Below are 24,149 nucleotides of genomic sequence, written 5' to 3' on the forward strand. Positions count from 1 at the left end.
GTGAGCAGAAGCCATGACCGATAAGCCTCAGGTACCCGCCCGACAGTCCGGTGAATCAGCGTCCGAGAGCCTGGAGGCGGCAGCGGTTGCCGCGTACCTGGAGGCTCATCCGGACTTCTTCGTCGAGCATGAAGAACTGCTGCCGTCCCTGCGCATCCCCCATCAACGCGGCGATACCGTCTCGCTGGTCGAGCGTCAGATGGCGATCCTGCGTGACCGCAACATCGAGATGCGCCATCGCCTCTCGCACTTGATGGATGTCGCCCGGGACAACGATCGCCTGTTCGACAAGACTCGTCGCCTGATCCTTGCGCTGATGGACGCTGCCACTCTGGAAGACGTAGTGATCAGCGTCGAAGACAGCCTGCGTCAGGATTTCCAGGTGCCCTTCGTCAGCCTGATTCTGCTCGGTGACAACCCGGCCCCTGTCGGCCGCTGGGTGACCCACGCCGATGCACAGACCGCCATCGGCGGATTGCTCACCGAAGGCAAAAGCGTCAGCGGCAGCCTGCGTGAACATGAGCTGGACTTCCTGTTCGGCGAAGAACAGCGCAACCAGATCGGCTCCACCGCCGTGGTCGCCGTCAGCCATCAAGGTATTCACGGAATACTGGCCATTGCCAGCCGTGATCCGCAGCACTACAAAAGCTCGGTCGGCACGCTGTTCCTCAGCTACATCGCCGAAGTCATGGGTCGCGTGCTGCCACGGGTCAACAGCTCCCTGCGCTCGGTACGCTGAGCATGGAACGACAACTGGACGCTTACTGCGAACACCTGCGCAGTGAGCGGCAGGTGTCGCCGCACACGCTGTCGGCCTACCGCCGCGATCTCGACAAAGTCCTCGGCTGGTGCAACAAACAGAACATCGGTAGCTGGCAGGCGCTGGACATCCAGCGCCTGCGCAGCCTGATTGCCCGTCTGCATGCCCAGGGCCAGTCCTCGCGCAGCCTGGCGCGCCTGCTCTCGGCAGTCCGCGGGCTCTATCACTATCTGAATCGCGAAGGCCTCTGCGATCACGATCCGGCCACCGGTCTGGCACCACCCAAAGGCGAACGCCGCCTGCCGAAAACCCTCGACACCGACCGCGCCCTGCAATTGCTTGAAGGTGCCGTGGAGGACGATTTTCTCGCTCGACGTGATCAGGCGATTCTGGAGTTGTTCTACTCCTCCGGCCTGCGCCTGTCGGAGCTGACCGGGCTCAATCTCGATCAGCTCGATCTGGCCGACGGCATGGTTCAGGTACTCGGCAAGGGCAGCAAGACGCGCCTGTTGCCCGTCGGCAAAAAGGCCCGGGAAGCACTGGAGCAATGGCTGCCGCTACGGGCGCTGACCAATCCGGCGGACGATGCGGTATTCGTCAGCCAGCAAGGCCGACGTCTCGGCCCGCGCGCAATTCAGGTGCGGGTCAAACTCGCCGGCGAGCGCGAGCTGGGGCAGAACCTGCACCCACACATGCTGCGGCACTCCTTCGCCAGCCATTTGCTCGAGTCCTCCCAGGACCTTCGCTCGGTGCAGGAACTGCTCGGCCACTCGGACATCAAGACCACCCAGATCTACACCCACCTGGACTTCCAGCACCTGGCGGCGGTCTACGACAGCGCCCACCCACGGGCCAAACGCATGAAAGGCGACGATTCATGAGCATCCAGTTGATCACCTTCGACCTCGACGACACCCTGTGGGACACCGCCCCGGTGATCGTCAGCGCCGAAGCGGTTTTGCGCCAATGGCTGAGCGAACATGCGCCGAATCTGGGCGCGGTGCCGGTCGAGCATCTGTGGTCGATTCGCGAGCGGGTGCTGGCCAGTGAGCCGGGACTCAAACACCGCATCAGCGCACTGCGCCGGCGGGTGCTGTTCCACGCGTTGGAGGAAGCCGGGTACGCCCACGGCGAAGCGTCGGAGCTGGCAGACAAGAGTTTTGAAGTGTTTCTGCATGCGCGGCATCAGATCGAGGTGTTCCCGGAGGTCGAGCCGATCCTGGAAACCCTCGCCAAGCATTACGCCCTCGGCGTGGTCACCAACGGCAACGCTGATGTGCGCCGTCTCGGGCTGGCGGACTACTTCAAGTTTGCGTTATGTGCCGAAGATATCGGCATCGCCAAACCGGATGCACGACTGTTCCACGAGGCTTTGCAGCGCGGCGGTGTGAGCGCCGAAGCGGCGGTGCATATCGGCGATCATCCGGGGGATGACATCGCCGGGGCGCAGCAGGCCGGATTGCGTGCGATCTGGTTCAACCCGGCCGGCAAGGTCTGGGAAGCGGAGCGCCTGCCGGATGCCGAGATTCGCAGCCTGAACGATCTGCCTGCCGTGCTCGCCCGCTGGAACAGCCGCGGCTGATTTTCTTTCGCCCATGAAAAAGCCCGCAGCGACGGCGGGCTTTTTCAGCAAGCAAGCGACACGCCTCAGATAGGGCGGCTACCGTACTTGTTGTCCGGCTTCTTGGGCGGATCGGCGACCACGTTGGCCTCCACTTCCTGAACCTTGCCGCCGCGCGCAAGGAACTCTTCCATGGCCTTGGCCAGGGCATCGCGCTCCTTGTTCTTGGCTTCAATGCTCGGCAGCTCGTCGACCGACACCGCAGCCTTGGCCTTGCCTTTGGCAGCCGGGGCCGGCGTATCGTCACCGCCATCGTCTTCAGCAACGTCTTCCGCTGCTGCTTCCAGACCGTCTTCGGCCTCGTCTTCGTCGCCTACTTCGAGGTCGTCGTTTTCCAGATCATCGTCGCTCATGTTCTACCTCATGACTTGCGAAAAGCAGATTAGTTATAGACCAGCTTTGACGACTGTCGAAAGTCGCCGGAAAAAAATCGGTAACCATTGGTGACCAACGGTTTATGCCCCTTCACCGTGCAAGGTGGCGAGGACTTTACGGGCACCGCCATGATCACGGTGCTCGCCCAGATAAACGCCTTGCCAGGTGCCGAGTGCCAGTCGACCCGCCGTTACCGGCAAGCTGATCTGACAGCCCAGCACGCTGGCCTTGAAGTGCGCCGGGAGGTCGTCCAGGCCTTCGTCGTTATGCTCATAGCCGTCTGCTCCTTGTGGGATCAGACGATTGAAAAATCGTTCGAAGTCGCGACGTACCGCCGGATCGGCGTTCTCGTTGATGGTCAACGACGCCGAGGTATGCTGCAGCCACAAATGCAACAGACCGACCCGGCATGCCTTGAGTTCGGGCAGGCCGGCGAGCAACTCTTCCGTTACCAGATGAAAGCCCCGGGGCCGTGCCCGCAGGGTTATCAGAGTCTGTTGCCACATACAGTTCTCCGCACGTTCGGGGCGCATTCTAGCGCGCTCTGGAAAAAAACAAAGGCCCTAATATTCCTTCAATGATGTAAGCCTTTGGCCGCAGAAAAACACTCGTCGTAAACACGACCAAAGCCGTACGAAAAATCCTTTCAGCTGTATCAGGGATGACAAATTCGAGACAAAAAAATGCCCGGCGAGCCGGGCAAGTTTTTTGCGGCGCGTGCTTACAGGTTGTAGCCGCGCTCGTTGTGTTGTGCCAGATCCAGGCCGACCGACTCTTCTTCCTCGGTCACGCGCAGACCCATCACGGCATCCAGCACCTTGAGGATGATGAAGGTGACGATAGCGGTGTAGATCACGGTGAAGCCGACGCCTTTGCACTGAATCCAGACTTGTGCGGCGATGTCGGTGACGGTGCCGAAGCCACCCAGCGACGGTGCAGCGAACACACCGGTCAGGATCGCGCCGAGGATACCACCGATACCGTGCACGCCGAAGGCATCCAGGGAGTCGTCATAACCGAGTTTGCGTTTCAGGGTGGTGGCGCAGAAGAAGCACACCACGCCCGCCGACAGTCCGATCACCAGAGCGCCCATCGGGCCCACGGTGCCGGCGGCCGGAGTGATCGCGACCAGACCTGCAACCACGCCGGATGCGATACCCAGTGCGCTTGGTTTGCCGTGGGTGATCCACTCGGCGAACATCCAGCCCAGCGCAGCAGCAGCGGTCGCGATCTGGGTCACCAGCATCGCCATGCCGGCGGTGCCGTTGGCGGCCGCAGCGGAACCGGCGTTGAAGCCGAACCAGCCAATCCAGAGCATCGCCGCGCCCATCAGGGTGTAACCCAGATTGTGTGGCGCCATCGGCGTGGTCGGGAAGCCTTTGCGTTTACCCAGTACCAGGCAGGCAATCAGACCGGCCACACCGGCGTTGATGTGCACGACGGTGCCACCGGCGAAGTCGAGTACGCCCCAGTCCCACATCAGGCCGCCGTTGCCGGACCAGACCATGTGCGCGATCGGTGCATAAACCAGGGTGAACCAGATGCCCATGAAGATCAGCATCGCGGAGAACTTCATCCGCTCGGCGAACGCACCGACGATCAGCGCCGGGGTGATGATCGCGAAGGTCATCTGGAAGGTGATGAAGACCGCCTCGGGGAACAGCGCCGCCGGGCCGGTCAGACTCGCCGGGGTGACACCGGCCAGGAACGCCTTGCCGAAGCCGCCCACGAACGAGTTGAAGTTGACGACGCCCTGCTCCATGCCGGTGGTGTCGAACGCGATGCTGTAGCCATAAATGACCCACAGGACGCTGATCAGACCGGTAATGGCGAAGCACTGCATCATCACGGAAAGAATGTTTTTCGACCGGACCATGCCGCCGTAGAACAGCGCGAGGCCGGGAATGGTCATGAACAGCACGAGGGCTGTGGAGGTGAGCATCCAGGCGGTGTCGCCGGAGTTCAGGACTGGAGCTGCCACTTCGTCTGCCGCCATGGCCAGGCCGGGCATTACGATAGACAACAGGGCTCCTAGCCCTGCGAATTTACGCAGAGTCATATTGTTTTCTCCTGGGGCGTTGGGTTTGTGGCGGCGTTTAGATCGCGTCGGTATCGGTTTCGCCGGTACGGATGCGGATCGCCTGTTCCAGATTGACCACGAAGATCTTGCCGTCACCAATCTTGCCGGTGTTGGCAGCCTTGGTTATCGCCTCGATAACCCGATCCAGATCCTTGTCGTCGATGGCAACGTCGATTTTCACCTTGGGCAGAAAATCGACCACATACTCCGCGCCGCGATACAGCTCGGTGTGACCCTTCTGCCGACCGAAGCCTTTGACTTCAGTAACGGTAATGCCCTGCACGCCGATTTCGGACAGCGACTCGCGCACGTCGTCCAACTTGAACGGCTTGATGATGGCAGTGACTAGCTTCATGAAACTCTCTCCCGAATTGGTGGACTTGCCCCAGGAAAACAAACCCGACTCAAGTCTAAGCGCAGTGCCTGGCTTTGTAACGCTTCGTTGTCGACGCCAGCTAACCGCTCCAGACGAAACTCCCCGCTCCGTCTGCCGCACTGCATTCGTCACAGCGACTGCATCAGTGCATGGGTCGAAGGTGACTAAGCAGAAAGCTTGCCATCTCGCCAAAAACCACTGATTTCAATCCCTTGGCCGCTGCCGCAGAGGCCATCACCCAAATGGCACTCGGGATACGCACAACAACGGTGCGTGGCCGTGCATCCAGTTGCGCGAAAAGCGTGCATCCGTGCCTGCGCCAATGACTATAGACACTGCGTGATACACTGCCGGCCATAGTTTCCAGGACATATCCCATGCTCGCGCCCAAAGACTTCCTCGACGCCCTGAGCGGCACCGCCTCCCGCCTGTTCAGCGGCGATACGCCCTTGCCAAAAGCCGAAATCGAAAGCCAGTTCAAGATGCTGCTGCAAAGTGCCTTCAACAAACTGGACCTGGTGAGCCGCGAAGAGTTTGACAGTCAGATGGTGGTGCTGGCGCGCACTCGCGCCCGGCTTGAGAGCCTTGAGGCGAAGGTGGCTGAGCTGGAAGCGAAGTTGACGCCGCCGGCTGAGTAACACTTCGTGTCTTTGTGAATGCGGCCCCCTGTGGGAGCGGGCTTGCCCGCGAATGAAGGTCGGAACAACCTTCCCGCCATTCAGGATTCGCTGCCGAATCTCGGCAGAATCCTACAGCTTGCAACCCCGCCGTCCGATTGCGTCGTGAAGCCCTGATTCCTAAGCTCACCCAATGCTGAATGTTCAGCACTGGGTTTGGCGACCCGGCAACATTTGACGCAGCACGATGATGTTCGAACGAGGGAATACTCCCACCTCGAATTATGGCGGCTGTGCGTGGGAGACCTTCGGGTCTGCCGGTTTTCGAATGTCCCGGTTCGCCAATCCGCGCATAGCTGCCACCCTTTTTGTTTGGCGACGATCAGAGGCAGCTTTCTTCACCACATTCGAGAACCGAGTCATGGACGAAAGCTATTTAATTCCCAACGTCTTCATCCGCCACAAACTCCACCTTCACGCCCTTCTTATCCAGAACCAACCCTGGTTCTCTGCCCGCGACCTGGGCCGCCTGCTGCACATTTACCTCAACGGACGCATGCTGCGAAAACTCGACCCCGACCAATACCAAACCCGCAAAACCCTGATCCACAACCAGATCGAAAACACCCTCCTGATCAGCGAATCCGGTATCTACGCCCTCCTCGTCTACCACTACTGCCCCGAATACCGTGCCCTGCGCGAATGGCTCACCCATCAAGTCATCCCCACCCTGCGCGACGCCCAGCACCCCACCACAAGCGAACGCCCACAGCTAAGCCTGCTTTATTGGCCCAAGATGTCGTTGAGTTTGCTGCACTGGAATAACCAGCCGTGGATTCGGTTGCAGGATGTGCCATTGATGGTGGTAGAACGGGAAAAGCTAAAGCGCCCAGAACCGGGCACTTGGTGGAAGAGGGCTTCGCGGATGCTGCAATCGCTATAGGCCCGCATGCCGGAGCTGAGCCCTGCGTAAATCGTAAGTCGACTGAAGATTCATCCAGAACTCAGGTGTGGTGTTGAGGTGGATGGCCAGCCTGATTGCCAAATCGGCGCAGATCCTGAGCTGGCATTTCACAAGCTTCTCGATTTCGGTTTCAGGCCAGTTCGTGGGCATGGCCAAGTCCATGACCGTCATGCCCAATGGCTCCATGAATTCCTTTTTCAGCACCTCGCCCGGATGAATCGGGCGCATACCATTGCGGTCCATTTTTTGCCTCCAGCAGCTGCATTGAGCGGCCAAACTGGAACATCCAATCCAGCTATTCAAGACCTCCGAACCCTTTCGCCGACGTCCTTCAGCAATTTGGGCATGGTCCTACAAGGATTAGCTCTCGCGCCTGATTCTAGCTCTTCTCTCTTTAACCTATGATTCGGCCGTCTGGCAGCAAATCTCAAAATGAGCTCCTCAGAACGCCTCAGATCAGATTCGAGCATTGCTTAAAGCCAGCGGCCTTCAAATCTCGTGGAGCTTCACCATGCAAATGTCAATTTTTCCAATCAGCTTGCCATCACTCCATCACAAGCTAATCTATGGCTTGCAAAGCCGTTGATTTCGTGATTATTGACTGTAGAATGCTCCGTTTTTTAAAGTCAAACCTCGTATGCATTGAGAGGAAGGAAAACGAAATGAAGAGATCTGATGACACAAAAATTTATCAAAATGATAAATCGTCACGTCTGGACAACAATCAGAGCTCCAACATTATCGGCTTCGCCGCTTTCAAAGAAAAAAAAGCCGATGAAGAATATAAAAAAGCAATAAATAACATTTTGGCTCGCGCGCAAAAAGTTGACTGGTAACACACCAGCTCCTTTAGCTCGCGCAGGGAAAGGCGCGAAAAATGTCAGCAGTCCCCAAGGAAAGTCATCCTAAAAATAATGACAGCCATTCAAATATTCGAACAATTGGGGAACGCATAGAAGGTCGCCGCAGCGACGAAATAGTTATTGCGTTCTGCGGTCCCGTAGGCTGTAACCTTGCCGATGTAATACGAACTATTCGAGCTCAGTTCGAAGAGTACGGGTACCTAACCGAACACATTAAGATCAGCGATATAATTAAAGACTATTACAGAGAAAATGGACTACCTCCGAGACTCTCAAAATTGTCGTTGAACCCCTCGCCGGGTAAAGAGCGGTATACAACACTGCAAGACCTTGGAAATGATTTACGTCAACGCTTTGACTTCCAGATATTAGCTGCACTCGCCATGGCAAAAGTAGCCGCAAACCGCGACATCGCCATGCGAAAAAATGATATAGAAAAACCGCCCAAAACGGTCTATATAGTTGACCAGCTAAAACACCCCGAAGAAGCTGAACTATTCAAACTCGTTTATGGAAACATATTTTATCTTATTGGTGTTTTGAGCCCGCAGAATGTCAGGTTCAATTACTTAACAAGAACTGAACGCATACCTGGTCACGACGCACAGTTCCTGATAGATCGGGACAGGGACGAGTTAAGAACTTCATATGGGCAAAAATTAGAAAAAACTGTCCAACTTGCCGATTATTTCATCCGAAACAATCAGGACTCTATTTCAAATCTGCTACATCCTTGCCAACGTTTCGTAGCTCTAGTCCATGGAAAAAATGGTGTAACTCCTACCAAGGACGAATCAGGAATGTATGCTGCCTACTCCGCCTCGTTGAAGTCCGCTTGCTTAAGCAGGCAAGTGGGTGCTGCAATAGCGAACAAAGAGGGCAACATAATTTCTTTGGGATGGAATGACGTACCAAAGTTTGGAGGAGGGCTCTACACTTCAGACTCTAAAAACGATCAAAGATGTATTTACCATGGCGGAAAATGCTATAACGACATTCATAAGTCAGCACTCATTCAAGACATTGTAAAAATTGTTAGCCAAAAAATAACTGTAACCGACGACGTAAAAGACGAGCTAGCAAAACTCATTCAGAAAGAAACCAGAGCAGGATCAATCATTGAGTTTTCCAGAGCTATTCATGCGGAAATGGAGGCTATATTAGGACTCGCTCGCTCGCAAGGAAACTCTACTGACTCCTGCGTACTATATACAACAACATTTCCATGCCACAATTGCGCCAGACATATTATCGCTGCAGGAATCAAGCGTGTAGTTTACATTGAGCCTTACGAAAAAAGTCTCGCATTAGACCTTCATGAAGATGCAATTACAACCGATGAAAACCATGTCGGAAAAACCTTGTTTGAAACATTCTCAGGAGTAGCGCCGAGCAAATATGCATCATTCTTTATAGCTCGCGGCAACAGAAAGGATAGCTCAGGTTCGGCAATTGATATAATCAAAACCGACGCAACGCATATTGGAACAGAGTATCTTGACCCCTATCAGACAATCGAAGGAAAGGTTGTTCAAGACCTAATGTCCAAGGTATCTCCCTCTACACAACCAACTCCCCCTATAGATGTTCCTCCACCGCCGTCCTCTCCTACACCGCCAAGAGCGGCTTAAAAAATGAAGATGGTGAGAATATCTCTCCATCTTCTACTTAAAACTTAAACGCTTGTCGTTTTTCCATAAAGTAAATCCAAGTAATATTTGGTTTATATTTGTCCTCGTAATCTCCCGCAAAACTCCACGCCCCCTACTATCCTTAAAAAACCCGCAGGAAGCGGCCCCCGATTCAACTCAAGGAACGACCATGTCCCTCGCCATCGTCCACAGCCGCGCCCAGATAGGCGTGGATGCTCCCGCCGTCACCGTCGAAGTTCACCTGGCCAACGGCCTGCCCTCGCTGACCATGGTCGGCCTGCCCGAAGCGGCGGTGAAGGAGAGCAAGGATCGAGTACGAAGCGCGATCATCAATTCCGGGCTGCAGTTTCCGGCGCGGCGGATCACGTTGAATCTGGCGCCGGCGGATCTGCCCAAGGATGGCGGGCGGTTCGATCTGGCGATTGCGCTGGGGATTCTGTCGGCGAGTGTGCAGGTGCCGACGTTGACGCTGGATGACGTGGAATGCCTCGGTGAGCTGGCGTTATCCGGCGCAGTGCGGGCGGTGCGTGGGGTGTTGCCAGCGGCGCTGGCAGCACGCAAGGCCGGGCGGACGCTGGTGGTGCCCCGGGCGAATGCCGAGGAAGCGTGCCTGGCATCAGGGCTGAAGGTGATCGCGGTGGATCATCTGCTGGAGGCAGTGGCGCATTTCAATGGGCATACACCGGTCGAGCCTTATATCTCGGATGGGCTGATCCATGCCGCCAAACCCTATCCCGACCTGAATGAAGTGCAGGGCCAACTGTCTGCCAAACGGGCGCTGCTGATTGCAGCAGCGGGGGCGCACAACCTGCTGCTCAGCGGACCACCGGGAACGGGCAAGACATTGCTGGCCAGCCGTTTGCCGGGGTTGCTCCCGCCCTTGGCCGAGAGTGAAGCGCTGGAAGTTGCAGCCATTCAATCCGTTGCCAGCGGCGCGCCACTGACCCACTGGCCGCAGCGCCCGTTCCGCCAACCACATCATTCGGCCTCCGGTCCGGCACTGGTCGGTGGCAGTACAAAACCGCAACCCGGCGAAATCACCCTCGCACACCACGGCGTACTGTTCCTCGACGAACTGCCGGAATTTGATCGCAAGGTGCTGGAAGTTCTACGTGAGCCCTTGGAGTCCGGCTGGATCGTGATTGCCCGGGCCAAGGAGCGAGTGCGGTTTCCCGCAAGATTCCAGCTGGTCGCCGCGATGAATCCCTGCCCCTGTGGATATCTTGGCGAGCCGAGCGGACGCTGCTCCTGCACCCCGGACATGGTGCAGCGTTATCGCAACAAGTTGTCGGGGCCGTTGCTGGACCGGATCGATCTGCACCTGACCGTTGCACGGGAGGCCACTGCATTGAACCCGACAATGAAACCCGGAGAGGACAGCGCCACAGCGGCTATTCAGGTCGCCGAAGCCCGGGAGCGACAGCAAAAACGCCAAGGCTGCGCGAATGCGTTTCTGGATTTGCCGGGGTTGCGCAGACACTGCAAGTTATCCACAACCGATGAACACTGGCTGGAGTCTGCATGCGAACGACTGACACTTTCACTGCGTTCGGCGCATCGCCTGCTCAAGGTTGCACGGACATTGGCCGATATAGAGAAGGTTGATGCCATCTCCCGTGAGCACCTGGCCGAAGCGCTTCAGTATCGCCCGGCGACGCAATGAGGGGATGGACAGACTGCTTGCAAGTGGTCTGCGCCGGCTGAAAATAAAGTCCGCACGCGCTGATAGCCATTAGCCAATATGTGATATAACGACGGCGTTCTTTATCAGACACCAGAGCTATTAGTTAAATAGTTCAAACTTTAAAGCACAATAAAATGGAGGCGGCATATCATGGAAAAGATTTCTTCAGCCCACCGGGCGCAATGTACTTGATCAATTAAAATCATCATGAGACGGCAGACTGAAAATAACTGCCCATGACAGATTTCCATGGCGAATGCGCCTGGACAATATCAATCAGTTAATTGTCCACGCATACCCAGCCGATCCAGCTTTGTTTTGCCACGGCAAACTTTATAAGTACACATCATTAATGAAAAACGTCTACCTGATCAGCAATGTCACCCGTGGCGGCAAAACATATCTCGAATACCTGATCCCGGCGCTCAATGCCCTGCGACACACCTACAACTGCATCGTGCTGCAAACCGACAAGACCGGCCTGAGCAGGCAGGAGGCAGAGGAGATCCTCGACTATCCGGTTGAGCAGGTAGAGGTCGAAGTCATCGCGAACCTGGCTTCACAAGTCGTGATTTCAAACGATGCCTGGATAGGCCGACTGCTGGACGATTCAAACTTCGGCATCTTCATGACCCACGGCAATGTGGGAATGCCGACCAAGGACAAGTATTACTACGCCGAACTGACGTCCTATTGGGACGTGGTCATTTCTTCGTCCCGATCGGGTTTTGATCTGATCCGATCGGGTCTGCAACGCTACAGGCCGGACAGAAAGGCCCTGAAATCGCTGATTGCCGATGGCATAGCCTTGCGCGCCGACCTGCGCAAGACCAGCCCGGTTGCGACGCTGCCCATCAAGGTCCCGAGATTCTTCGAATCCGCTCCCGTGTCGGACAAGGCATCAGATGACTACGTTGTCGGGCTGCTGCCGACCCAACTGGGAATCTGCCCAAGCGGCGCGTCCCTGTATGAAAACCTGCAAACCGTGATCAACGCGGTCAAGTCACAGCTACCCCACGCCAGGTTCATCCTGCGTCCATACATGGCCGACCTTCAGCATTCAACCCTGAAGGACTTGTGCAGCCAGCTCTCGGCGTATGACTGGATCACCATCGACACGGCAGGCACCAGCAGTACGGTTTTCTATCAACAGTGCGACACCATCATCACCGACGCCTCGACCGGCGGCGTGTCGTTCATGCTCAATACCTGCAAGCTGCCGATCTATTACGTCCCGACTACCGAAGAGTCCAATCCAACCGTCGATGTCTGGCTGCAACAAATGAACAACTTGCTGCCTATCGCCAAGAACGGTGATGAACTAAAAGAGTTGGCCCTAGGGTTCAGCCTGATGTCGCCTGAAGACTGTTACTTCATTTACAAGAAGTTCTATGAAACGCAGTACAACAACTTGCCGCTACCGCAGGATGTATTTCACGACCTGATTGAAAACAGGCACGACTCGATGTTCTGCCAACTAACCATCGATTCTTTTGGCAACATTAATGAACGTGACTGAATACTTGTATCGCGTGTTGAACCGGCGACAGGTTCATCACGTCAGGTACCCAAACCGGACACTGGTCAGAACGCTATGAAATGTAACCCTCACGCGCAAGTGATCTGGATAACGGGCCTTTCAGGCGCCGGCAAGTCAACGCTGGCCGGTGAGCTGGTTGCCCGCCTGCGCAGCAACGGCCAATCGGTTGTGATGCTCGACGGCGATGAGCTGCGCGAGGTGTTCGGGGCCACCGCCGACAATTCGCAGAACCATGGCCGCGAAGGGCGACTCGCACTGGCCATGCAATATGCCCACCTCTGCCGAATGATCGCCGCGCAAGGTCACACCGTGGTGATCGCGACCATTTCGCTGTTTCGTGAAGTTCATGCGTGGAACCGCGCCCATCTGCCCGGCTATTTCGAGGTCTACCTCAAAGTGCCGGTAGAGGAACTCAGGCGCCGGGATCCCAAGGGCATCTACCGCCGCTTTCACGCCGGTGAACTGCACAACGTGGCCGGACTCGACCTGCCTGTGGATGAACCGCAGGCAGCAGACTGGCTGGTTGAATTCGACCCCCTGCGCTCCAGGCACGACCTGGCAGACGATTTACTCAATAAAATTCACACAAGGAATCCGGCATGAAAACCGAATGGGATTACACCACCCTGGCCGACGCTTACCTGAAGCGCCCTGACTACGCCGATGCGGCCATCGACGCCATGCTCTCGATTGCGGGTGCCGAACAGGGTGACAAATTCTGTGACGTCGGCGCTGGCGTTGCTCACCTGACGCTGATGCTGGCCGCTCGCGGCCTGGACGTCACCGCCGTGGAGCCCAACGACGCGATGCGCGCCAACGGCATCAAGCGCACCGCCGAGCTGGTCAACGTCAAATGGCACGAAGGCACCGGCGAAGCGACCGGACAAGCGACCCAGGCGTTCGACATGGTCACCTTCGGCAGCTCGTTCAACGTCTGCGACCGCCAACAGGCCCTCAAGGAAACCGCGCGCATTCTCAAGCCACGTGGCTGGTTCGCCTGCATGTGGAACCACCGCAACCTCGAAGACCCGATCCAGGCCCGGATCGAAGCCATCATCAAGGAACGCGTACCGGGTTATGGCTACGGCACCCGCCGCGAGGACCAGACGGCCGTGATCGACGCCAGCGAACTGTTCGGCCCGGTCGTGCACCTGGATGCCCGCGTCATTCACGAGCAGAGCATCGAAGAATGCCTGGAAGCCTGGCGCTCCCACGCCACGCTCGAGCGTCAGGCCGGTGCGAATTTCCATGAAGTGATCAGCGCCATCGACGACTACCTCAAAGGCCTGAAGACACCTTCGATCCAGATTCCGTACTCGACGAACATTTGGGTCGCTCAGCTGAGATAACGCCTGATGGCCCTGCACTTCTCTACCAAGGCCGGAACGCTGTCCAGCCTGCAAGGACGACTCGTGTCGGCCCGCATTGCGCCGCTGCTGGCATTCACCGTGGCGGACTGGCAACGGGATCGGCAAGCCTGTGTCCAGGCGATCCGTGAGCGGCTGCCGGCCGCCCCCTGGATCGTGCGTTCCAGTTGCGGGCGCGAGGACAGTGCCCAGGCGTCCTTCGCGGGTGCCTTCCTGTCGATCCCGAATGTCGACGATGCAGGGCTGGCCTCGGCGATCGAACAGGTCATCGCCAGTTATGGCGAGCTGTTTGCGGCGGACGAAATTCTGGTCCAGCCCATGCTGGAGAATGTGCTGCGCTCGGGCGTAGCCTTTTCCCACGATCCCAACACTTGCGCACCCTATCGCGTGGTGAATTGGTCGGAAGGCAGCGACACGGCCTCGGTGACCGGTGGCATGGGCGGTCGGCTCTGGCAGCAGGCGGCCCACAGCAAGATTTCAGCGCCAGCGACGCTCGCGCCTGTGGTCGGCTTGCTCGAAGAGTTGCTGGCGCTGTTCGGCGGCGGGCCTGTCGACTGCGAGTTTGCAGTCACCCGTGAAACCGAAGGCGAAGTGCTCTGGCTGTTACAGGCCCGACCGCTGATCCTGCCTTCCCGTCCGGAAACCGATGCCGAGCAATCGGCCCGCCTGGACAGCATTCAGCACAAAGTGGCCCGCGGCATGCGACCGCATCCTTTCCTGATCGGCCAGCGCACGGTCTATGGCGTGATGCCAGACTGGAATCCGGCCGAGATCATCGGTATCCGGCCCAAACCGTTGGCGCTCTCGCTGTACCGGGATCTGGTGACCGACTCCATCTGGGCCTACCAGCGCCACAACTACGGCTATCGCAACCTGCGCAGCTTTCCGCTGATGCCGCACTTTTTCGGATTGCCCTATATCGATGTGCGCCTGTCGTTCAACTCGTTCATTCCGGCGGACCTCGATGAGGATCTGGCGGGGCGGCTGGTCGACTACTACATCGATCGGTTGCTGGCCGAACCGACACTCCACGACAAGGTGGAGTTCGAGATCGTGTTCTCGTGCTACACCCTGGACCTGTCGCAACAACTGGAACGCCTTGCCGATGCAGGCTTTCAGCCCCACGAGCTGGAAGCGATCAGCACCAGCCTGCGCAAGCTGACCAACCGCATCGTCCACCCCAAGGACGGTCTGTGGCGCAGCGATGCCAACAAGCTGGATGTGCTCAATGCACGTCGCGAAGAGCTGCTGGCTTCCGATGCCGACCCGCTGGAGCGCATTTACTGGCTGCTGGAAGATGCCAAACGTTACGGCACCCTGCCCTTCGCCGGCCTGGCCCGTGCGGGTTTCGTCGCCGTGCAGATGCTCAGGTCGCTGGTGTCCGTGGGCGTCTTCTCGCAGGCCGACTACGATGCGTTCATGGCCGGTGTTTCAACCGTCAGCGGGCAGCTGGCGCGCGACCGGGCAACGCTCGACAAGACAACTTTCCTCGCGCGCTACGGCCATCTGCGACCGGGCACCTATGACATTCTGTCTCCCCGTTACGATGAAGCACCGGAGCTCTATTTCGACTGGACCCAGCGTCCGGCCGCACCGGAACCCCTTCAACCGTTTTCACTGACACTGCCACAGATGCGCGAGATCGTGAAATTGCTCGAAGCCCACGGCTTGCAGCCGGATCCGGTAGGCTTGCTGGACTTCCTGCAAAACGGCATCGAACTTCGCGAACTGGCCAAGTTTCACTTCACCCGCAACCTCTCCGATGCACTGGCATTGATCGCGCAGGTCGGTGCCGAGCACGGTATCGGCCGCGAAGACCTGGCGTATTGCGACATCCGCGCCTTCACCGAACTGCACGTCGCGGCAGCGGATCCGAAAGAGGTGTTGCTGCGCAGCATCGAACAGGGCAAGGCGCGCTATGCCGAGACGCTCAAGGTCTCCCTGCCGCCAGTGATTACCCGGCCGGAAGATGTCTGGAGTTTCGAGTGGCCGGAAACGGCACCCAACTTCATCACTCAGAAACGCGTCACCGCACCGGTTGTGCTGTGCGATGACCGGGACAAACTCGCCGGGGCCATCGTCTGCATTCCCAATGCCGACCCGGGCTTCGACTGGCTGTTCGCCTACCCGATTGCCGGGTTGATCACTGCGTGGGGCGGCGCCAATTCGCACATGGCGATCCGTGCCGGCGAGCTGGGCCTGCCGGCCGTCATTGGTGCGGGTGAAGTGCTTTACCGGCGCTGGTCGACCGCGGATTTCCTGCACCTGGATTGCCCGGGCCGCCGGGTGGAGATGATGACATGAAGGTGGTCGCAGTCAGTCAACGGGTGGACAGCCATCCAGAGCGAGGAGAAACCCGTGATGCGCTGGATCAGCGACTGATCGGTTTCCTTCTGGCAGCCGGTTTCATTCCGGTACCCGTGCCCAACGGCTTGCCGCTCGATCACTGGCTGGCGGCCGTCGCGCCACACGCCATCGTGCTGTCGGGGGGCAATGACATCGGTCAGTGCCCGGCCCGCGACCGCACAGAAAGCGAGTTGCTGGATCACGCACGTACACGTCAGTTACCTGTGCTGGGCATTTGTCGCGGCATGCAGATGCTCGCGCACTGGTCCGGAGGCGAGCTGAAGCCGGTCAGCGGTCATGTGCGAACCCGGCATCAGCTTTCCGGCCGGATCGTGGCCGAGGTGAACAGCTATCACGGCCTCGCCCTCGCCGGCTGCCCGGAAGGGTTCGACGTGACGGCACGCAGCGAAGACGGTGAAATCGAAGCCATCCGCCACCTTCAATTGCCTTGGGAAGGCTGGATGTGGCACCCGGAGCGCGAAGCGGATTTTGCCGCCCACGACCTTGAACGTATCCGGCTGCTGTTCGGCGAGCCCGCCCCCCTTCAATAACTCACGGGATAGACGTGTTGTGAAAGCCATTATTCTGGCTGCCGGACGTGGCAGTCGCATGAAAAGCCTCACGGATGAGCGCCCCAAGTGTCTGGTCGAGTTACGGGGCAAACCCCTGCTCGAATGGCAGCTGGAATCCTTGCGCGCAGCAGGCATCAGCGAAATCGCCGTGGTGACCGGTTATAAAAGCGAGTTGCTGGCGGGCCGTGGCCTGACCGAATTTCATAATCCGCGCTGGGCGGACACCAACATGGTGTCGTCGCTGGCGTGTGCCGAGTCCTGGCTGCAGGACCAGCCGTGCATCGTGAGTTATTCCGATATTTTCTACAGCCCGGACGCCGTTCGGTCGTTGATGACCAATGAAGCGTCGCTGGCCGTCACCTACGACCCCCATTGGCTGGCACTGTGGACGCAGCGCTTCGGCGATCCGTTGCTGGATGCCGAAACGTTCCGCCTGACCGACGCCGGCACGCTGGCCGAAATCGGCAACAAGCCACAATCGGTGGACGAAGTTCAGGGCCAGTACATGGGGCTGCTGCGCTTCACCCCGGAGGGCTGGGCAGAGGTCGTTCGGCTACGTGGCGAACTGACCCCGGAACAACGCGACAAGATGCACATGACCAACACCCTGCAACGTGTCATCGAGGCGGGCCGGGTTCCGGTCGCGGCCGTGGCCTACAGCGGAGAATGGGGAGAGGTCGACTCCAGCGAAGACCTCTCCGCGTACCAGTAAGCGGGTACGGCGCCTCAACGGAAGCGGTCGACCTCTTGGCGCAGGTCGGCCGCCAGGCCTTCCAGTTCCTTGGCGGTGATTGCCAGGTTCGACACCACTTCGCGCTGCTCGCTGTTGGCCATCGCGATACTCTGCAAGTTGCTGCTGAGCAAAGTCGCGGTGCTGCTCTGCTCCTGAGTCGCGGTGGTGATCGCGGCAAACTGCTCACCCGCCGAGCGACTTTGCTCGTCAATGCGCGCCAGCGCCGACGCCACGTTGGCATTGCGCGACAGGCCTTCCTGCATCAGCAGGTTGCCTTGCTCCATGGTGCTGATGGCGTTGCCGGTTTCCTGCTGGATGCTGTGAATCATGCTGGAAATTTCATCCGTCGCCTGACGGGTACGCGAGGCCAGGCTGCGTACCTCGTCGGCCACCACGGCAAAGCCGCGACCTTGTTCACCGGCACGGGCGGCTTCGATGGCGGCGTTGAGTGCCAGCAGGTTGGTCTGCTCGGCAATCGAGGTGATCACGCTGACAATGCCGCCGATTTCCTGGGAGCGCTGACCGAGCGTGTTGATCACGGTCGCGGTGGTGTTCAGCGCGCCAGCAATCTGCTCCAGCGAGGAAGACGCTTCTTCCATCGAGGTGCGACCGATCTGGGTCTGCTGGGCATTTTCCTGGGCCAGACGCTGGGTGTTGCCCATGTTGTCGGCAATGTTCAGCGACGTAGCGGAGAACTCTTCAACGGCGCCGGCCATGCTGGTGATTTCGCCAGACTGTTGCTCCATGCCTTCATACGCGCCACCGGACAGCCCGGACAGGGCTTGAGCCCGACGGTTGACCTCTTCCGAGGCGCGGCGGATGTGCTCGACCATGGTCGACAGGGCTTGGCTCATCTGGTTGAACGCGCGAGCCAGCTGGCCGATTTCGTCGTTGCTCGACACGTTCAGGCGTACGCTCAGATCACCGGCGCCCAGGGCTTCGGCCTGACGCACCAGATCGCTCAACGGTGCCAGTTTGCTGCGCAGCAGCCAGACCACGGAACCAACCGCCAGCAACATCGCCAGCAGACTGCCAATGGCCAGCTGAGTGCCCACGCTCCAGGTCACCGCGCGGATCTCGGCCTTCGGCATGCTCGCCACCACCGACCACGGACCGCCTTCGAACGGCACGGCGATGCTGTAGAAGTCTTCGGACTTGTCGCTCCAGAACCGGCCTTTACCCGGCGCTTTCGCCAGGCCATTGATCACTGGAACCGCTTGATCCAGCGCCTGCACGCCGGCCGGCGCCACAAGCCACTGGTTCTTTTCGTCCAGCAGCGCCAGCGAGCCGGTCTGGCCGATGCGGAAGCGCTTGAGGTTGTCGAACTGGGCGTTCTGCGCGTCGGTGTAATCGAAGCCGACGAACAACACCGCGATCACCTTGCCGCTGCTATCACGCACCGGGGTGTATTGAGTCATGTAGGAACGATCGAACAGCAAGGCACGGCCGACGTAACCCTGCCCTGCCATCAACTTCGCATAGGCCGGGTGAGCATGGTCAAGCACGGTGCCGATGGCGCGGGTGCCGTCCTGTTTGCTCAGGGAGGTGCTGACGCGGATGAAGTCTTCGCCGCTGCGCACGAACAGCGTGGCGACACCCGCCGTCATCTGTTTGAACTCGTCGACTTCCTTGAAGTTGTTGTTCAACACTTCGCTGCCCAGGTGCAGGCCCGGGGTCTGAGTGCCCGCGACATTGACCGGCTCGCTCGGGTGAATGCTCAGGCCCGCGCTGAAGCGCTTCTCGAACAACCCGCTCAGGCGCTGGGTGCTTTCACGCAGCGTGCCGTGAAAAGTGCTCAGCTGATCGGCGAGCAGGCGTGCCTCGCTGGCCAGGTGTTCTTCACGGGTGGCGAGGTTGGCAGTGTCCAGCGAACGCAGGGCGAACACCGTACTGCCGCTGATGACAATCGCCAGTATCACGGCGAGCGCGAGGCCCAGCTGCGAGGCGATCCGAGCGCGAGGTTGAGACATGGACAGCTCCTGGCCGAGCCTGCGGATCCTCCCTGATCGCGACTCGGAATCTTCTAATAATGGGGGTGATGCGTGAAACCGGCACGACGGTCCCACCTGCACGTATTCGGCGGTAAAACCGAATACTTGAGCGATCAACGGGGTTATGGCGAAAGGCCGGCATTGTGCAGGCTCGAACGTTTCAGCTCAAGCGCGTGACCGCAGGCAGCGCCATGGCGCGGACTTCGCCTTGCAGAAAGTCGCTGAGGCGGCGCAAACGTTCACCTCCCGGACGAGTTTTTGGCCACACCAGGTAATAATTCAGTCCGCTGGCGACCGCCGTTGGCCACGGCAGACTCAAGCGTCCCTGCGCAACGTCTTCGGCCACCATCAGCAGATCGCCCATGGAAACCCCATAACCTCGGGCGGCCGCAATCATCCCGAGTTCCAGAGTATCGAACACCTGCCCGCCCTTGAGCGACACCTGGTCCGACAGACCCATGTGGTCCAGCCAACTGCGCCAGTCCCGGCGATCCGGTGTCGGGTGCAGCAATTCGGTGCTGGCCAGCCGCGCCACGTCCCACGGCTGATCGTTGAGAAGATTCGGCGCGCCGACCGGAATCAGCTCCTCTGGAAACAGCAGGCTGGCTTCCCAGTCCGGCGGGAAATGCCCGTCACTGAGCAACACCGCGCAATCGAAGGGTTCGTTGTTGAAATCCACCGAATCCACGTCCATCCACGCGCTGGTCAGTTGCACCTCGTTGCCCGGCTGCAAATGGCGGAAGCGACTGAGCCGCGCCAGCAACCAGCGCATGGTCAGGGTCGACGGGGCTTTCATGCGCAGGATGTCATCTTCGGCACGCAAGGTATTGCAGGCTCGCTCCAGGGCGGCGAAGCCCTCGCGGATGCCCGGCAGCAGCAGGCGCGCCGACTCGGTCAGTTGCAGGTTGCGCCCGCTGCGGTGGAACAAGCGGCAGGCGAAATGCTCTTCGAGCGTGCGGATGTGCCGGCTCACAGCACTCTGAGTAATCGACAACTCTTCGGCGGCCCGGGTGAACGAACTGTGGCGTGCCGCCGCTTCGAATGCGCGCAGGGCATACAAGGGTGGAAGACGACGGGACATGCACAACGCTCCAATGGCGGGATTGCGCCAACTTAGCAGAATCGCGGCAGGATGAGTTTTAATCATGCCACCCATCCTTTTTATCCCTTTGTGCAACCTGCGCCAAACCCTGAGAATCGACGGTCTCTTGCTCCCTCTTTTATAAGGATGTGAAAACATGCAGCGTCCTGTGCGTACCGAACTCTGGGCCATCCTGCGGCTGGCGGGGCCGTTGATCGCCTCGCAGTTGGCGCACATGCTGATGGTGCTGACCGACACCCTGATGATGGCGCGCCTCAGCCCCGAAGCGTTGGCCGGCGGCGGCCTGGGCGCGGCGAGCTATTCGTTCGTGTCGATCTTCTGCATCGGCGTGATCGCGGCGGTCGGCACTCTGGTGGCGATTCGTCAAGGCGCCGGCGACATCATCGGCGCCGCCCGCCTGACCCAGGCCGGGCTATGGCTGGCGTGGCTGATGGCGCTCGGTGCCGGGTTGCTGTTGTGGAACCTGAAACCGGTGTTGCTGCTGTTCGGCCAAACCGAGACCAACGTCAACGCCGCCGGGCAGTTCCTGATCGCCCTGCCGTTCGCCCTGCCCGGCTACCTGAGCTTCATGGCCCTGCGCGGTTTCACCAGCGCCATTGGCCGGGCAACACCGGTGATGGTCATCAGTCTCGCCGGCACGGTGGCCAACTTCCTGCTCAATTACGCGCTGATCACCGGCATGTTCGGTCTGCCGAAACTGGGGCTGACCGGTATCGGTCTGGTCACGGCGATTGTCGCCAACTGCATGGCACTGGCACTGGCCTGGCACATTCGCCGACATCCGGCCTACGACGCCTATCCACTGAGTGAAGGCCTGTCGCGGCCGAACCGGCAGTACCTCAAAGAACTCTGGCGTTTGGGCCTGCCGATTGGCGGGACCTACGCGGTGGAAGTCGGGCTGTTCGCCTTCGCGGCGCTGTGCATGGGCACCATGGGCAGCACGCAACTGGCGGCGCACCAGATCGCCCTGCAAATCGTCTCGGTGGCGTTCATGGTTCCGGCGGGGATGTCGTATGCGATCACCATGCGCGTCGGCCAGCATTACGGCGCCGGGCAATTGAGCGATGCGCGGATGTCCGGGCGGGTCGGCATCGTCTTCGGTGCGGTGGTAATGCTGGGGTTTGCGATGGTGTTCTGGTTGCTGCCGAATCAGTTGGTCGGCTTGTTCCTCGACCATAACGACCCGGCGTTTGCCGAGGTGATTCGTCTGGCCGTGAGCCTGCTCGCCGTGGCGGCGTGGTTCGAGCTGTTCGACGGCACACAGACGATTGCCATGGGCTGCATTCGCGGGCTCAAGGATGCCAAGACCACCTTTCTGGTCGGGCTCGGTTGCTACTGGCTGATCGGTGCGCCGGCGGCGTGGCTGATGGCGTTCCATCTGCACTGGGGGCCGACCGGCGTCTGGTGGGGTCTGGCGCTGGGGCTGGCCTGTGCAGCGGTGAGCCTGACGCTGGCGTTCGAATGGAAGATGAAGCGGATGATTCGGCTTGAGCCGCAACCTCAAGGCTTCAAGATCGCTCAACCGGAATGACAGGTCGGCGGGAGCAACCCTGCTCCCGCCCACTGGTTCGTCAGACCACGATACCCAGCGGAGGCTGACTGGCATCAGCCACCAGGTAATCAACCAGCTCCGCCAACGGCAACGGCTTGCTGATCAGGTAACCCTGCACCTGATCGCAGCCGAACCCTCGCAGCAGATCCAGTTGCTCCCGGGTTTCCACCCCTTCGGCCACCACTTCCAGGTGCAGGTTGTGCGCGAGGTTGATCATCGCGTGCACCAGTTTTCGGTTCTCTTCGCGCTGCTCCATGCCGCCGACGAAGCTTTTGTCGATCTTCAGCAAGGTGATCGGCAGGCTGTTGAGGTGCACGAACGACGAGAACCCGGTACCGAAATCATCCAGCGAAAAACGCACGCCGAGGCGACCGAGAGCGTCCATGGTCTGCTTGACCAGATCACTGCGGCGCATCACGGCGGTTTCGGTGAGTTCGAACTCCAGCCATTGCGCCTCGACCCCACGCTCGGCGATCAAACGGCTGAGCGTCGGCAGCAACTGGCTGTCCTGAAACTGGCGAAACGACAGGTTGATCGCCATGTGCAGCGCCGGCAGACCACGCTCGCGCAATGCCTGCATGTCGCGCAGGGCCCGGGAAATCACCCAGTAACCCAGCGGCACGATCAGCCCGCTCTGCTCGGCCAGCGGCACGAATTCGCTCGGCGGCAGCAGGCCGCGTTCGCTGTGGCGCCAGCGCACCAAGGCTTCAAGGCCGACGATCTGGCCGTCCTGCAGGTTCAGGCGCGGCTGGTAGTGCAGCTCCAGCTCATCGCGACGCAAGGCCCGGCGCAGCTCGCTTTCGAGGTCGGCCATGCTTCGCGCGTTGCGGTTGATCCGCTCGTTGAAGATGTGAAAGGTGCAGCCCTGAGTGCTCTTGGCCTGCTGCATGGCGATGTGCGCGTGCCACATCAGCGGATCGGCGCCGCCCTGGGCACGGGCATGGGCGATGCCGAGGCTGGAGCCGATCAACAGGCTTTCGCCATCGACCCAGTAAGGTTCGGCCAGGGCTTCGGTGATGCGTTCGGCCATCCATTCCGCCCGTTGCGGGGCGCGGCGGGTGTCGATCAGCAAGGCGAATTCATCGCTGCCGAGGCGTGCCAGTTGATCGCCGACTTCCAGCTGACTTTTCAGCCGTGCGACGACTTGCAGGATCAGGCGGTCGCCGGCCTGATGGCCGAGGGCGTCGTTGGCGTGACGAAAGTTGTCGAGATCGAGGTGCCCGAGGGCCAGGCCGCGACCGTCGTTTTCGGCCAGCCGAGCCGTGAGCAGGGTCTGGAAACCCTGACGGTTGGCGATGCCGGTCAAGGGATCCTGTTCGGCCAGGCGTTGCAGGGTGTTTTCCAGCACGCCGCGTTCGCGCACATGGCGCAGGCAACGGCGAAGCATGCCGGCATCGAGGGCATCGAACACCAGCCAGTCACTGACGCCGTCGGGCGCAGTCGCCGGCTCGTGTTCCAGAAGCAATACCGTCGGCAGGCTGCAACGGCCAGGCGCCGGCTGCAAAGCAGGAACGGTCAACAACACCGCGTGGCGGTTGTCTTCGAACAGGCTGCTGACCGACTCCCAGTTCGGCGCGCTGATCAGCACCGCCGCACTCCCCAACGGAGCCAGACACTCGCGCAATAACGCTGTCCACGCTGGCTCTTCGGCCAGTAGCAGCAAACGCAAGGGTTCGACAGGCGTAGTCAAGCTGACTCCCTAGACTCTGCAATGATGTGGGCGGCGGGCATTATGCCGTTGCGGCTACCAATGACCAAACGACAACGGTTATCAAAACGTTATTTTGTGTCACGAATGAGAACATTAGCCGCAAAATCACCGCGCATCCTGCGTGAAAGTAACAAAACCGGCAAATTTGAATCGCGTGCTGCGTCACAAGTCGGAGAGAGCAGCACAAATCGCTGAGCCTGTTAAAATGCCGGCCCATTTCGTCAACGACTCCCGAATTTTCGT

General features: G+C 59.4%; 23 protein-coding genes. 15 read left to right on the plus strand and 8 right to left on the minus strand.

Going from position 1 to position 24,149, the window contains the following annotated elements; translation table 11 throughout:
- Positions 1-13 precede the first annotated feature (13 nt).
- Genes KJY40_RS29470 through KJY40_RS29480 form a run of 3 tightly spaced genes read left to right on the plus strand, consistent with a single transcriptional unit; the run spans position 14 to position 2,342 of the window.
- Positions 14-739, plus strand: coding sequence for a DUF484 family protein (locus KJY40_RS29470; protein ID WP_230734188.1), 726 nt, complete (start codon positions 14-16; stop codon positions 737-739).
- Positions 740-741: 2 nt separating this feature from the next.
- Positions 742-1,641, plus strand: a complete 900-nt coding sequence (gene xerC / locus KJY40_RS29475) for a tyrosine recombinase XerC (protein WP_230734189.1) — start codon at positions 742-744, stop codon at positions 1,639-1,641.
- Entirely contained in the window at positions 1,638-2,342 is a 705-nt protein-coding gene (locus tag KJY40_RS29480) for an HAD family hydrolase (protein ID WP_230734191.1), read from the plus strand. The genes xerC and KJY40_RS29480 overlap by 4 nt, the downstream gene beginning before the upstream one ends.
- Positions 2,343-2,407: 65 nt before the next feature.
- Here KJY40_RS29480 and sutA read toward each other — a convergent pair whose 3' ends face one another.
- The 4 genes from sutA to glnK all read right to left on the minus strand — a co-directional run bounded on the left by sutA (position 2,408) and on the right by glnK (position 5,191).
- On the minus strand, positions 2,408-2,734 hold the full coding sequence (gene sutA / locus KJY40_RS29485) for a transcriptional regulator SutA (RefSeq protein WP_007951900.1): 327 nt from the start codon (positions 2,732-2,734) through the stop codon (positions 2,408-2,410).
- A 102-nt stretch (positions 2,735-2,836) separates the two neighbouring features.
- Complete coding sequence (locus KJY40_RS29490; RefSeq protein ID WP_007951902.1) at positions 2,837-3,262, minus strand: secondary thiamine-phosphate synthase enzyme YjbQ; 426 nt, start codon at positions 3,260-3,262, stop codon at positions 2,837-2,839.
- A 215-nt stretch (positions 3,263-3,477) separates the two neighbouring features.
- Positions 3,478-4,815, minus strand: a complete 1,338-nt coding sequence (locus tag KJY40_RS29495; protein ID WP_230734193.1) for an ammonium transporter — start codon at positions 4,813-4,815, stop codon at positions 3,478-3,480.
- Positions 4,816-4,852: 37 nt separating this feature from the next.
- Positions 4,853-5,191 carry a P-II family nitrogen regulator gene (gene glnK, locus KJY40_RS29500; protein ID WP_002555808.1) on the minus strand — a complete coding sequence of 113 codons (339 nt, stop codon included), beginning with the start codon at positions 5,189-5,191 and terminating at the stop codon, positions 4,853-4,855.
- A gap of 398 nt (positions 5,192-5,589) precedes the next feature.
- Here glnK and KJY40_RS29505 point away from each other — a divergent pair, with 398 nt between their 5' ends.
- Complete coding sequence (locus tag KJY40_RS29505; protein ID WP_230734195.1) at positions 5,590-5,850, plus strand: accessory factor UbiK family protein; 261 nt, start codon at positions 5,590-5,592, stop codon at positions 5,848-5,850.
- A gap of 400 nt (positions 5,851-6,250) precedes the next feature.
- Positions 6,251-6,772, plus strand: a complete 522-nt coding sequence (locus KJY40_RS29510) for a BRO-N domain-containing protein (protein WP_230734197.1) — start codon at positions 6,251-6,253, stop codon at positions 6,770-6,772.
- Here KJY40_RS29510 and KJY40_RS29515 read toward each other — a convergent pair.
- Positions 6,767-7,036 (minus strand): HigA family addiction module antitoxin, encoded by a 270-nt coding sequence (locus KJY40_RS29515; protein WP_230734200.1) that lies wholly within the window; start codon positions 7,034-7,036, stop codon positions 6,767-6,769. The genes KJY40_RS29510 and KJY40_RS29515 overlap by 6 nt on opposite strands.
- Positions 7,037-7,455: 419 nt before the next feature.
- Here KJY40_RS29515 and KJY40_RS29520 point away from each other — a divergent pair, with 419 nt between their 5' ends.
- From KJY40_RS29520 to KJY40_RS29560, 9 genes are all read left to right on the plus strand, one after another.
- Positions 7,456-7,629, plus strand: a complete 174-nt coding sequence (locus tag KJY40_RS29520) for a hypothetical protein (RefSeq protein ID WP_165369534.1) — start codon at positions 7,456-7,458, stop codon at positions 7,627-7,629.
- A gap of 41 nt (positions 7,630-7,670) precedes the next feature.
- On the plus strand, positions 7,671-9,287 hold the full coding sequence (locus KJY40_RS29525) for an anti-phage dCTP deaminase (RefSeq protein WP_230734202.1): 1,617 nt from the start codon (positions 7,671-7,673) through the stop codon (positions 9,285-9,287).
- Between the two features lie 190 nt (positions 9,288-9,477).
- The gene (locus tag KJY40_RS29530; RefSeq protein WP_230734204.1) at positions 9,478-10,971 is read left to right on the plus strand and encodes a YifB family Mg chelatase-like AAA ATPase; all 1,494 of its coding nucleotides are present in this window, start codon (positions 9,478-9,480) and stop codon (positions 10,969-10,971) included.
- A 277-nt stretch (positions 10,972-11,248) separates the two neighbouring features.
- A complete protein-coding gene (locus KJY40_RS29535; RefSeq protein WP_230734206.1) occupies positions 11,249-12,511 on the plus strand; it encodes a hypothetical protein in 1,263 nt (420 codons plus the stop codon).
- A gap of 75 nt (positions 12,512-12,586) precedes the next feature.
- Positions 12,587-13,135, plus strand: a complete 549-nt coding sequence (locus KJY40_RS29540) for an adenylyl-sulfate kinase (RefSeq protein WP_230734208.1) — start codon at positions 12,587-12,589, stop codon at positions 13,133-13,135.
- Positions 13,132-13,881, plus strand: coding sequence for a class I SAM-dependent methyltransferase (locus KJY40_RS29545; RefSeq protein WP_230734211.1), 750 nt, complete (start codon positions 13,132-13,134; stop codon positions 13,879-13,881). Before KJY40_RS29540 ends, KJY40_RS29545 begins: the two co-directional genes overlap by 4 nt.
- Positions 13,882-13,887: 6 nt before the next feature.
- Positions 13,888-16,203, plus strand: coding sequence for a PEP-utilizing enzyme (locus tag KJY40_RS29550; RefSeq protein ID WP_230734213.1), 2,316 nt, complete (start codon positions 13,888-13,890; stop codon positions 16,201-16,203).
- Positions 16,200-16,796 (plus strand): gamma-glutamyl-gamma-aminobutyrate hydrolase family protein, encoded by a 597-nt coding sequence (locus KJY40_RS29555; protein WP_230734214.1) that lies wholly within the window; start codon positions 16,200-16,202, stop codon positions 16,794-16,796. The genes KJY40_RS29550 and KJY40_RS29555 overlap by 4 nt, the downstream gene beginning before the upstream one ends.
- A gap of 19 nt (positions 16,797-16,815) precedes the next feature.
- Positions 16,816-17,529 carry a phosphocholine cytidylyltransferase family protein gene (locus KJY40_RS29560; protein ID WP_230734216.1) on the plus strand — a complete coding sequence of 238 codons (714 nt, stop codon included), beginning with the start codon at positions 16,816-16,818 and terminating at the stop codon, positions 17,527-17,529.
- A 14-nt stretch (positions 17,530-17,543) separates the two neighbouring features.
- On the opposite strand, the gene KJY40_RS29565 is transcribed toward KJY40_RS29560, so the two are convergent.
- Positions 17,544-19,520 (minus strand): methyl-accepting chemotaxis protein, encoded by a 1,977-nt coding sequence (locus tag KJY40_RS29565; protein ID WP_230734218.1) that lies wholly within the window; start codon positions 19,518-19,520, stop codon positions 17,544-17,546.
- A 181-nt stretch (positions 19,521-19,701) separates the two neighbouring features.
- Positions 19,702-20,622, minus strand: coding sequence for a LysR substrate-binding domain-containing protein (locus tag KJY40_RS29570; RefSeq protein WP_230734220.1), 921 nt, complete (start codon positions 20,620-20,622; stop codon positions 19,702-19,704).
- A 157-nt stretch (positions 20,623-20,779) separates the two neighbouring features.
- On the opposite strand from KJY40_RS29570, the gene KJY40_RS29575 reads away from it, so the two are divergent.
- Positions 20,780-22,174, plus strand: a complete 1,395-nt coding sequence (locus tag KJY40_RS29575) for a NorM family multidrug efflux MATE transporter (RefSeq protein ID WP_230734222.1) — start codon at positions 20,780-20,782, stop codon at positions 22,172-22,174.
- 40 nt (positions 22,175-22,214) lie between these two features.
- Here the strand turns inward: KJY40_RS29575 and KJY40_RS29580 are convergent, their stop codons facing one another.
- The gene (locus KJY40_RS29580) at positions 22,215-23,885 is read right to left on the minus strand and encodes a putative bifunctional diguanylate cyclase/phosphodiesterase (RefSeq protein ID WP_230734224.1); all 1,671 of its coding nucleotides are present in this window, start codon (positions 23,883-23,885) and stop codon (positions 22,215-22,217) included.
- Positions 23,886-24,149: the final 264 nt, after the last annotated feature.

The organism is Pseudomonas fitomaticsae, assembly GCF_021018765.1.
In the GTDB taxonomy this organism is placed as follows: Bacteria; Pseudomonadota; Gammaproteobacteria; order Pseudomonadales; family Pseudomonadaceae; genus Aquipseudomonas; species Aquipseudomonas fitomaticsae.

Coding starts and splice junctions, on each gene's coding strand:
- KJY40_RS29470 (WP_230734188.1), top strand. CDS start 14: ATGACCGATAAGCCTCAGGTACCCGCCCGACAGTCCGGTGAATCAGCG.
- xerC (WP_230734189.1), top strand. CDS start 742: ATGGAACGACAACTGGACGCTTACTGCGAACACCTGCGCAGTGAGCGG.
- KJY40_RS29480 (WP_230734191.1), top strand. CDS start 1,638: ATGAGCATCCAGTTGATCACCTTCGACCTCGACGACACCCTGTGGGAC.
- sutA (WP_007951900.1), bottom strand. CDS start 2,734: ATGAGCGACGATGATCTGGAAAACGACGACCTCGAAGTAGGCGACGAA.
- KJY40_RS29490 (WP_007951902.1), bottom strand. CDS start 3,262: ATGTGGCAACAGACTCTGATAACCCTGCGGGCACGGCCCCGGGGCTTT.
- KJY40_RS29495 (WP_230734193.1), bottom strand. CDS start 4,815: ATGACTCTGCGTAAATTCGCAGGGCTAGGAGCCCTGTTGTCTATCGTA.
- glnK (WP_002555808.1), bottom strand. CDS start 5,191: ATGAAGCTAGTCACTGCCATCATCAAGCCGTTCAAGTTGGACGACGTG.
- KJY40_RS29505 (WP_230734195.1), top strand. CDS start 5,590: ATGCTCGCGCCCAAAGACTTCCTCGACGCCCTGAGCGGCACCGCCTCC.
- KJY40_RS29510 (WP_230734197.1), top strand. CDS start 6,251: ATGGACGAAAGCTATTTAATTCCCAACGTCTTCATCCGCCACAAACTC.
- KJY40_RS29515 (WP_230734200.1), bottom strand. CDS start 7,036: ATGGACCGCAATGGTATGCGCCCGATTCATCCGGGCGAGGTGCTGAAA.
- KJY40_RS29520 (WP_165369534.1), top strand. CDS start 7,456: ATGAAGAGATCTGATGACACAAAAATTTATCAAAATGATAAATCGTCA.
- KJY40_RS29525 (WP_230734202.1), top strand. CDS start 7,671: ATGTCAGCAGTCCCCAAGGAAAGTCATCCTAAAAATAATGACAGCCAT.
- KJY40_RS29530 (WP_230734204.1), top strand. CDS start 9,478: ATGTCCCTCGCCATCGTCCACAGCCGCGCCCAGATAGGCGTGGATGCT.
- KJY40_RS29535 (WP_230734206.1), top strand. CDS start 11,249: ATGCGCCTGGACAATATCAATCAGTTAATTGTCCACGCATACCCAGCC.
- KJY40_RS29540 (WP_230734208.1), top strand. CDS start 12,587: ATGAAATGTAACCCTCACGCGCAAGTGATCTGGATAACGGGCCTTTCA.
- KJY40_RS29545 (WP_230734211.1), top strand. CDS start 13,132: ATGAAAACCGAATGGGATTACACCACCCTGGCCGACGCTTACCTGAAG.
- KJY40_RS29550 (WP_230734213.1), top strand. CDS start 13,888: ATGGCCCTGCACTTCTCTACCAAGGCCGGAACGCTGTCCAGCCTGCAA.
- KJY40_RS29555 (WP_230734214.1), top strand. CDS start 16,200: ATGAAGGTGGTCGCAGTCAGTCAACGGGTGGACAGCCATCCAGAGCGA.
- KJY40_RS29565 (WP_230734218.1), bottom strand. CDS start 19,520: ATGTCTCAACCTCGCGCTCGGATCGCCTCGCAGCTGGGCCTCGCGCTC.
- KJY40_RS29570 (WP_230734220.1), bottom strand. CDS start 20,622: ATGTCCCGTCGTCTTCCACCCTTGTATGCCCTGCGCGCATTCGAAGCG.
- KJY40_RS29575 (WP_230734222.1), top strand. CDS start 20,780: ATGCAGCGTCCTGTGCGTACCGAACTCTGGGCCATCCTGCGGCTGGCG.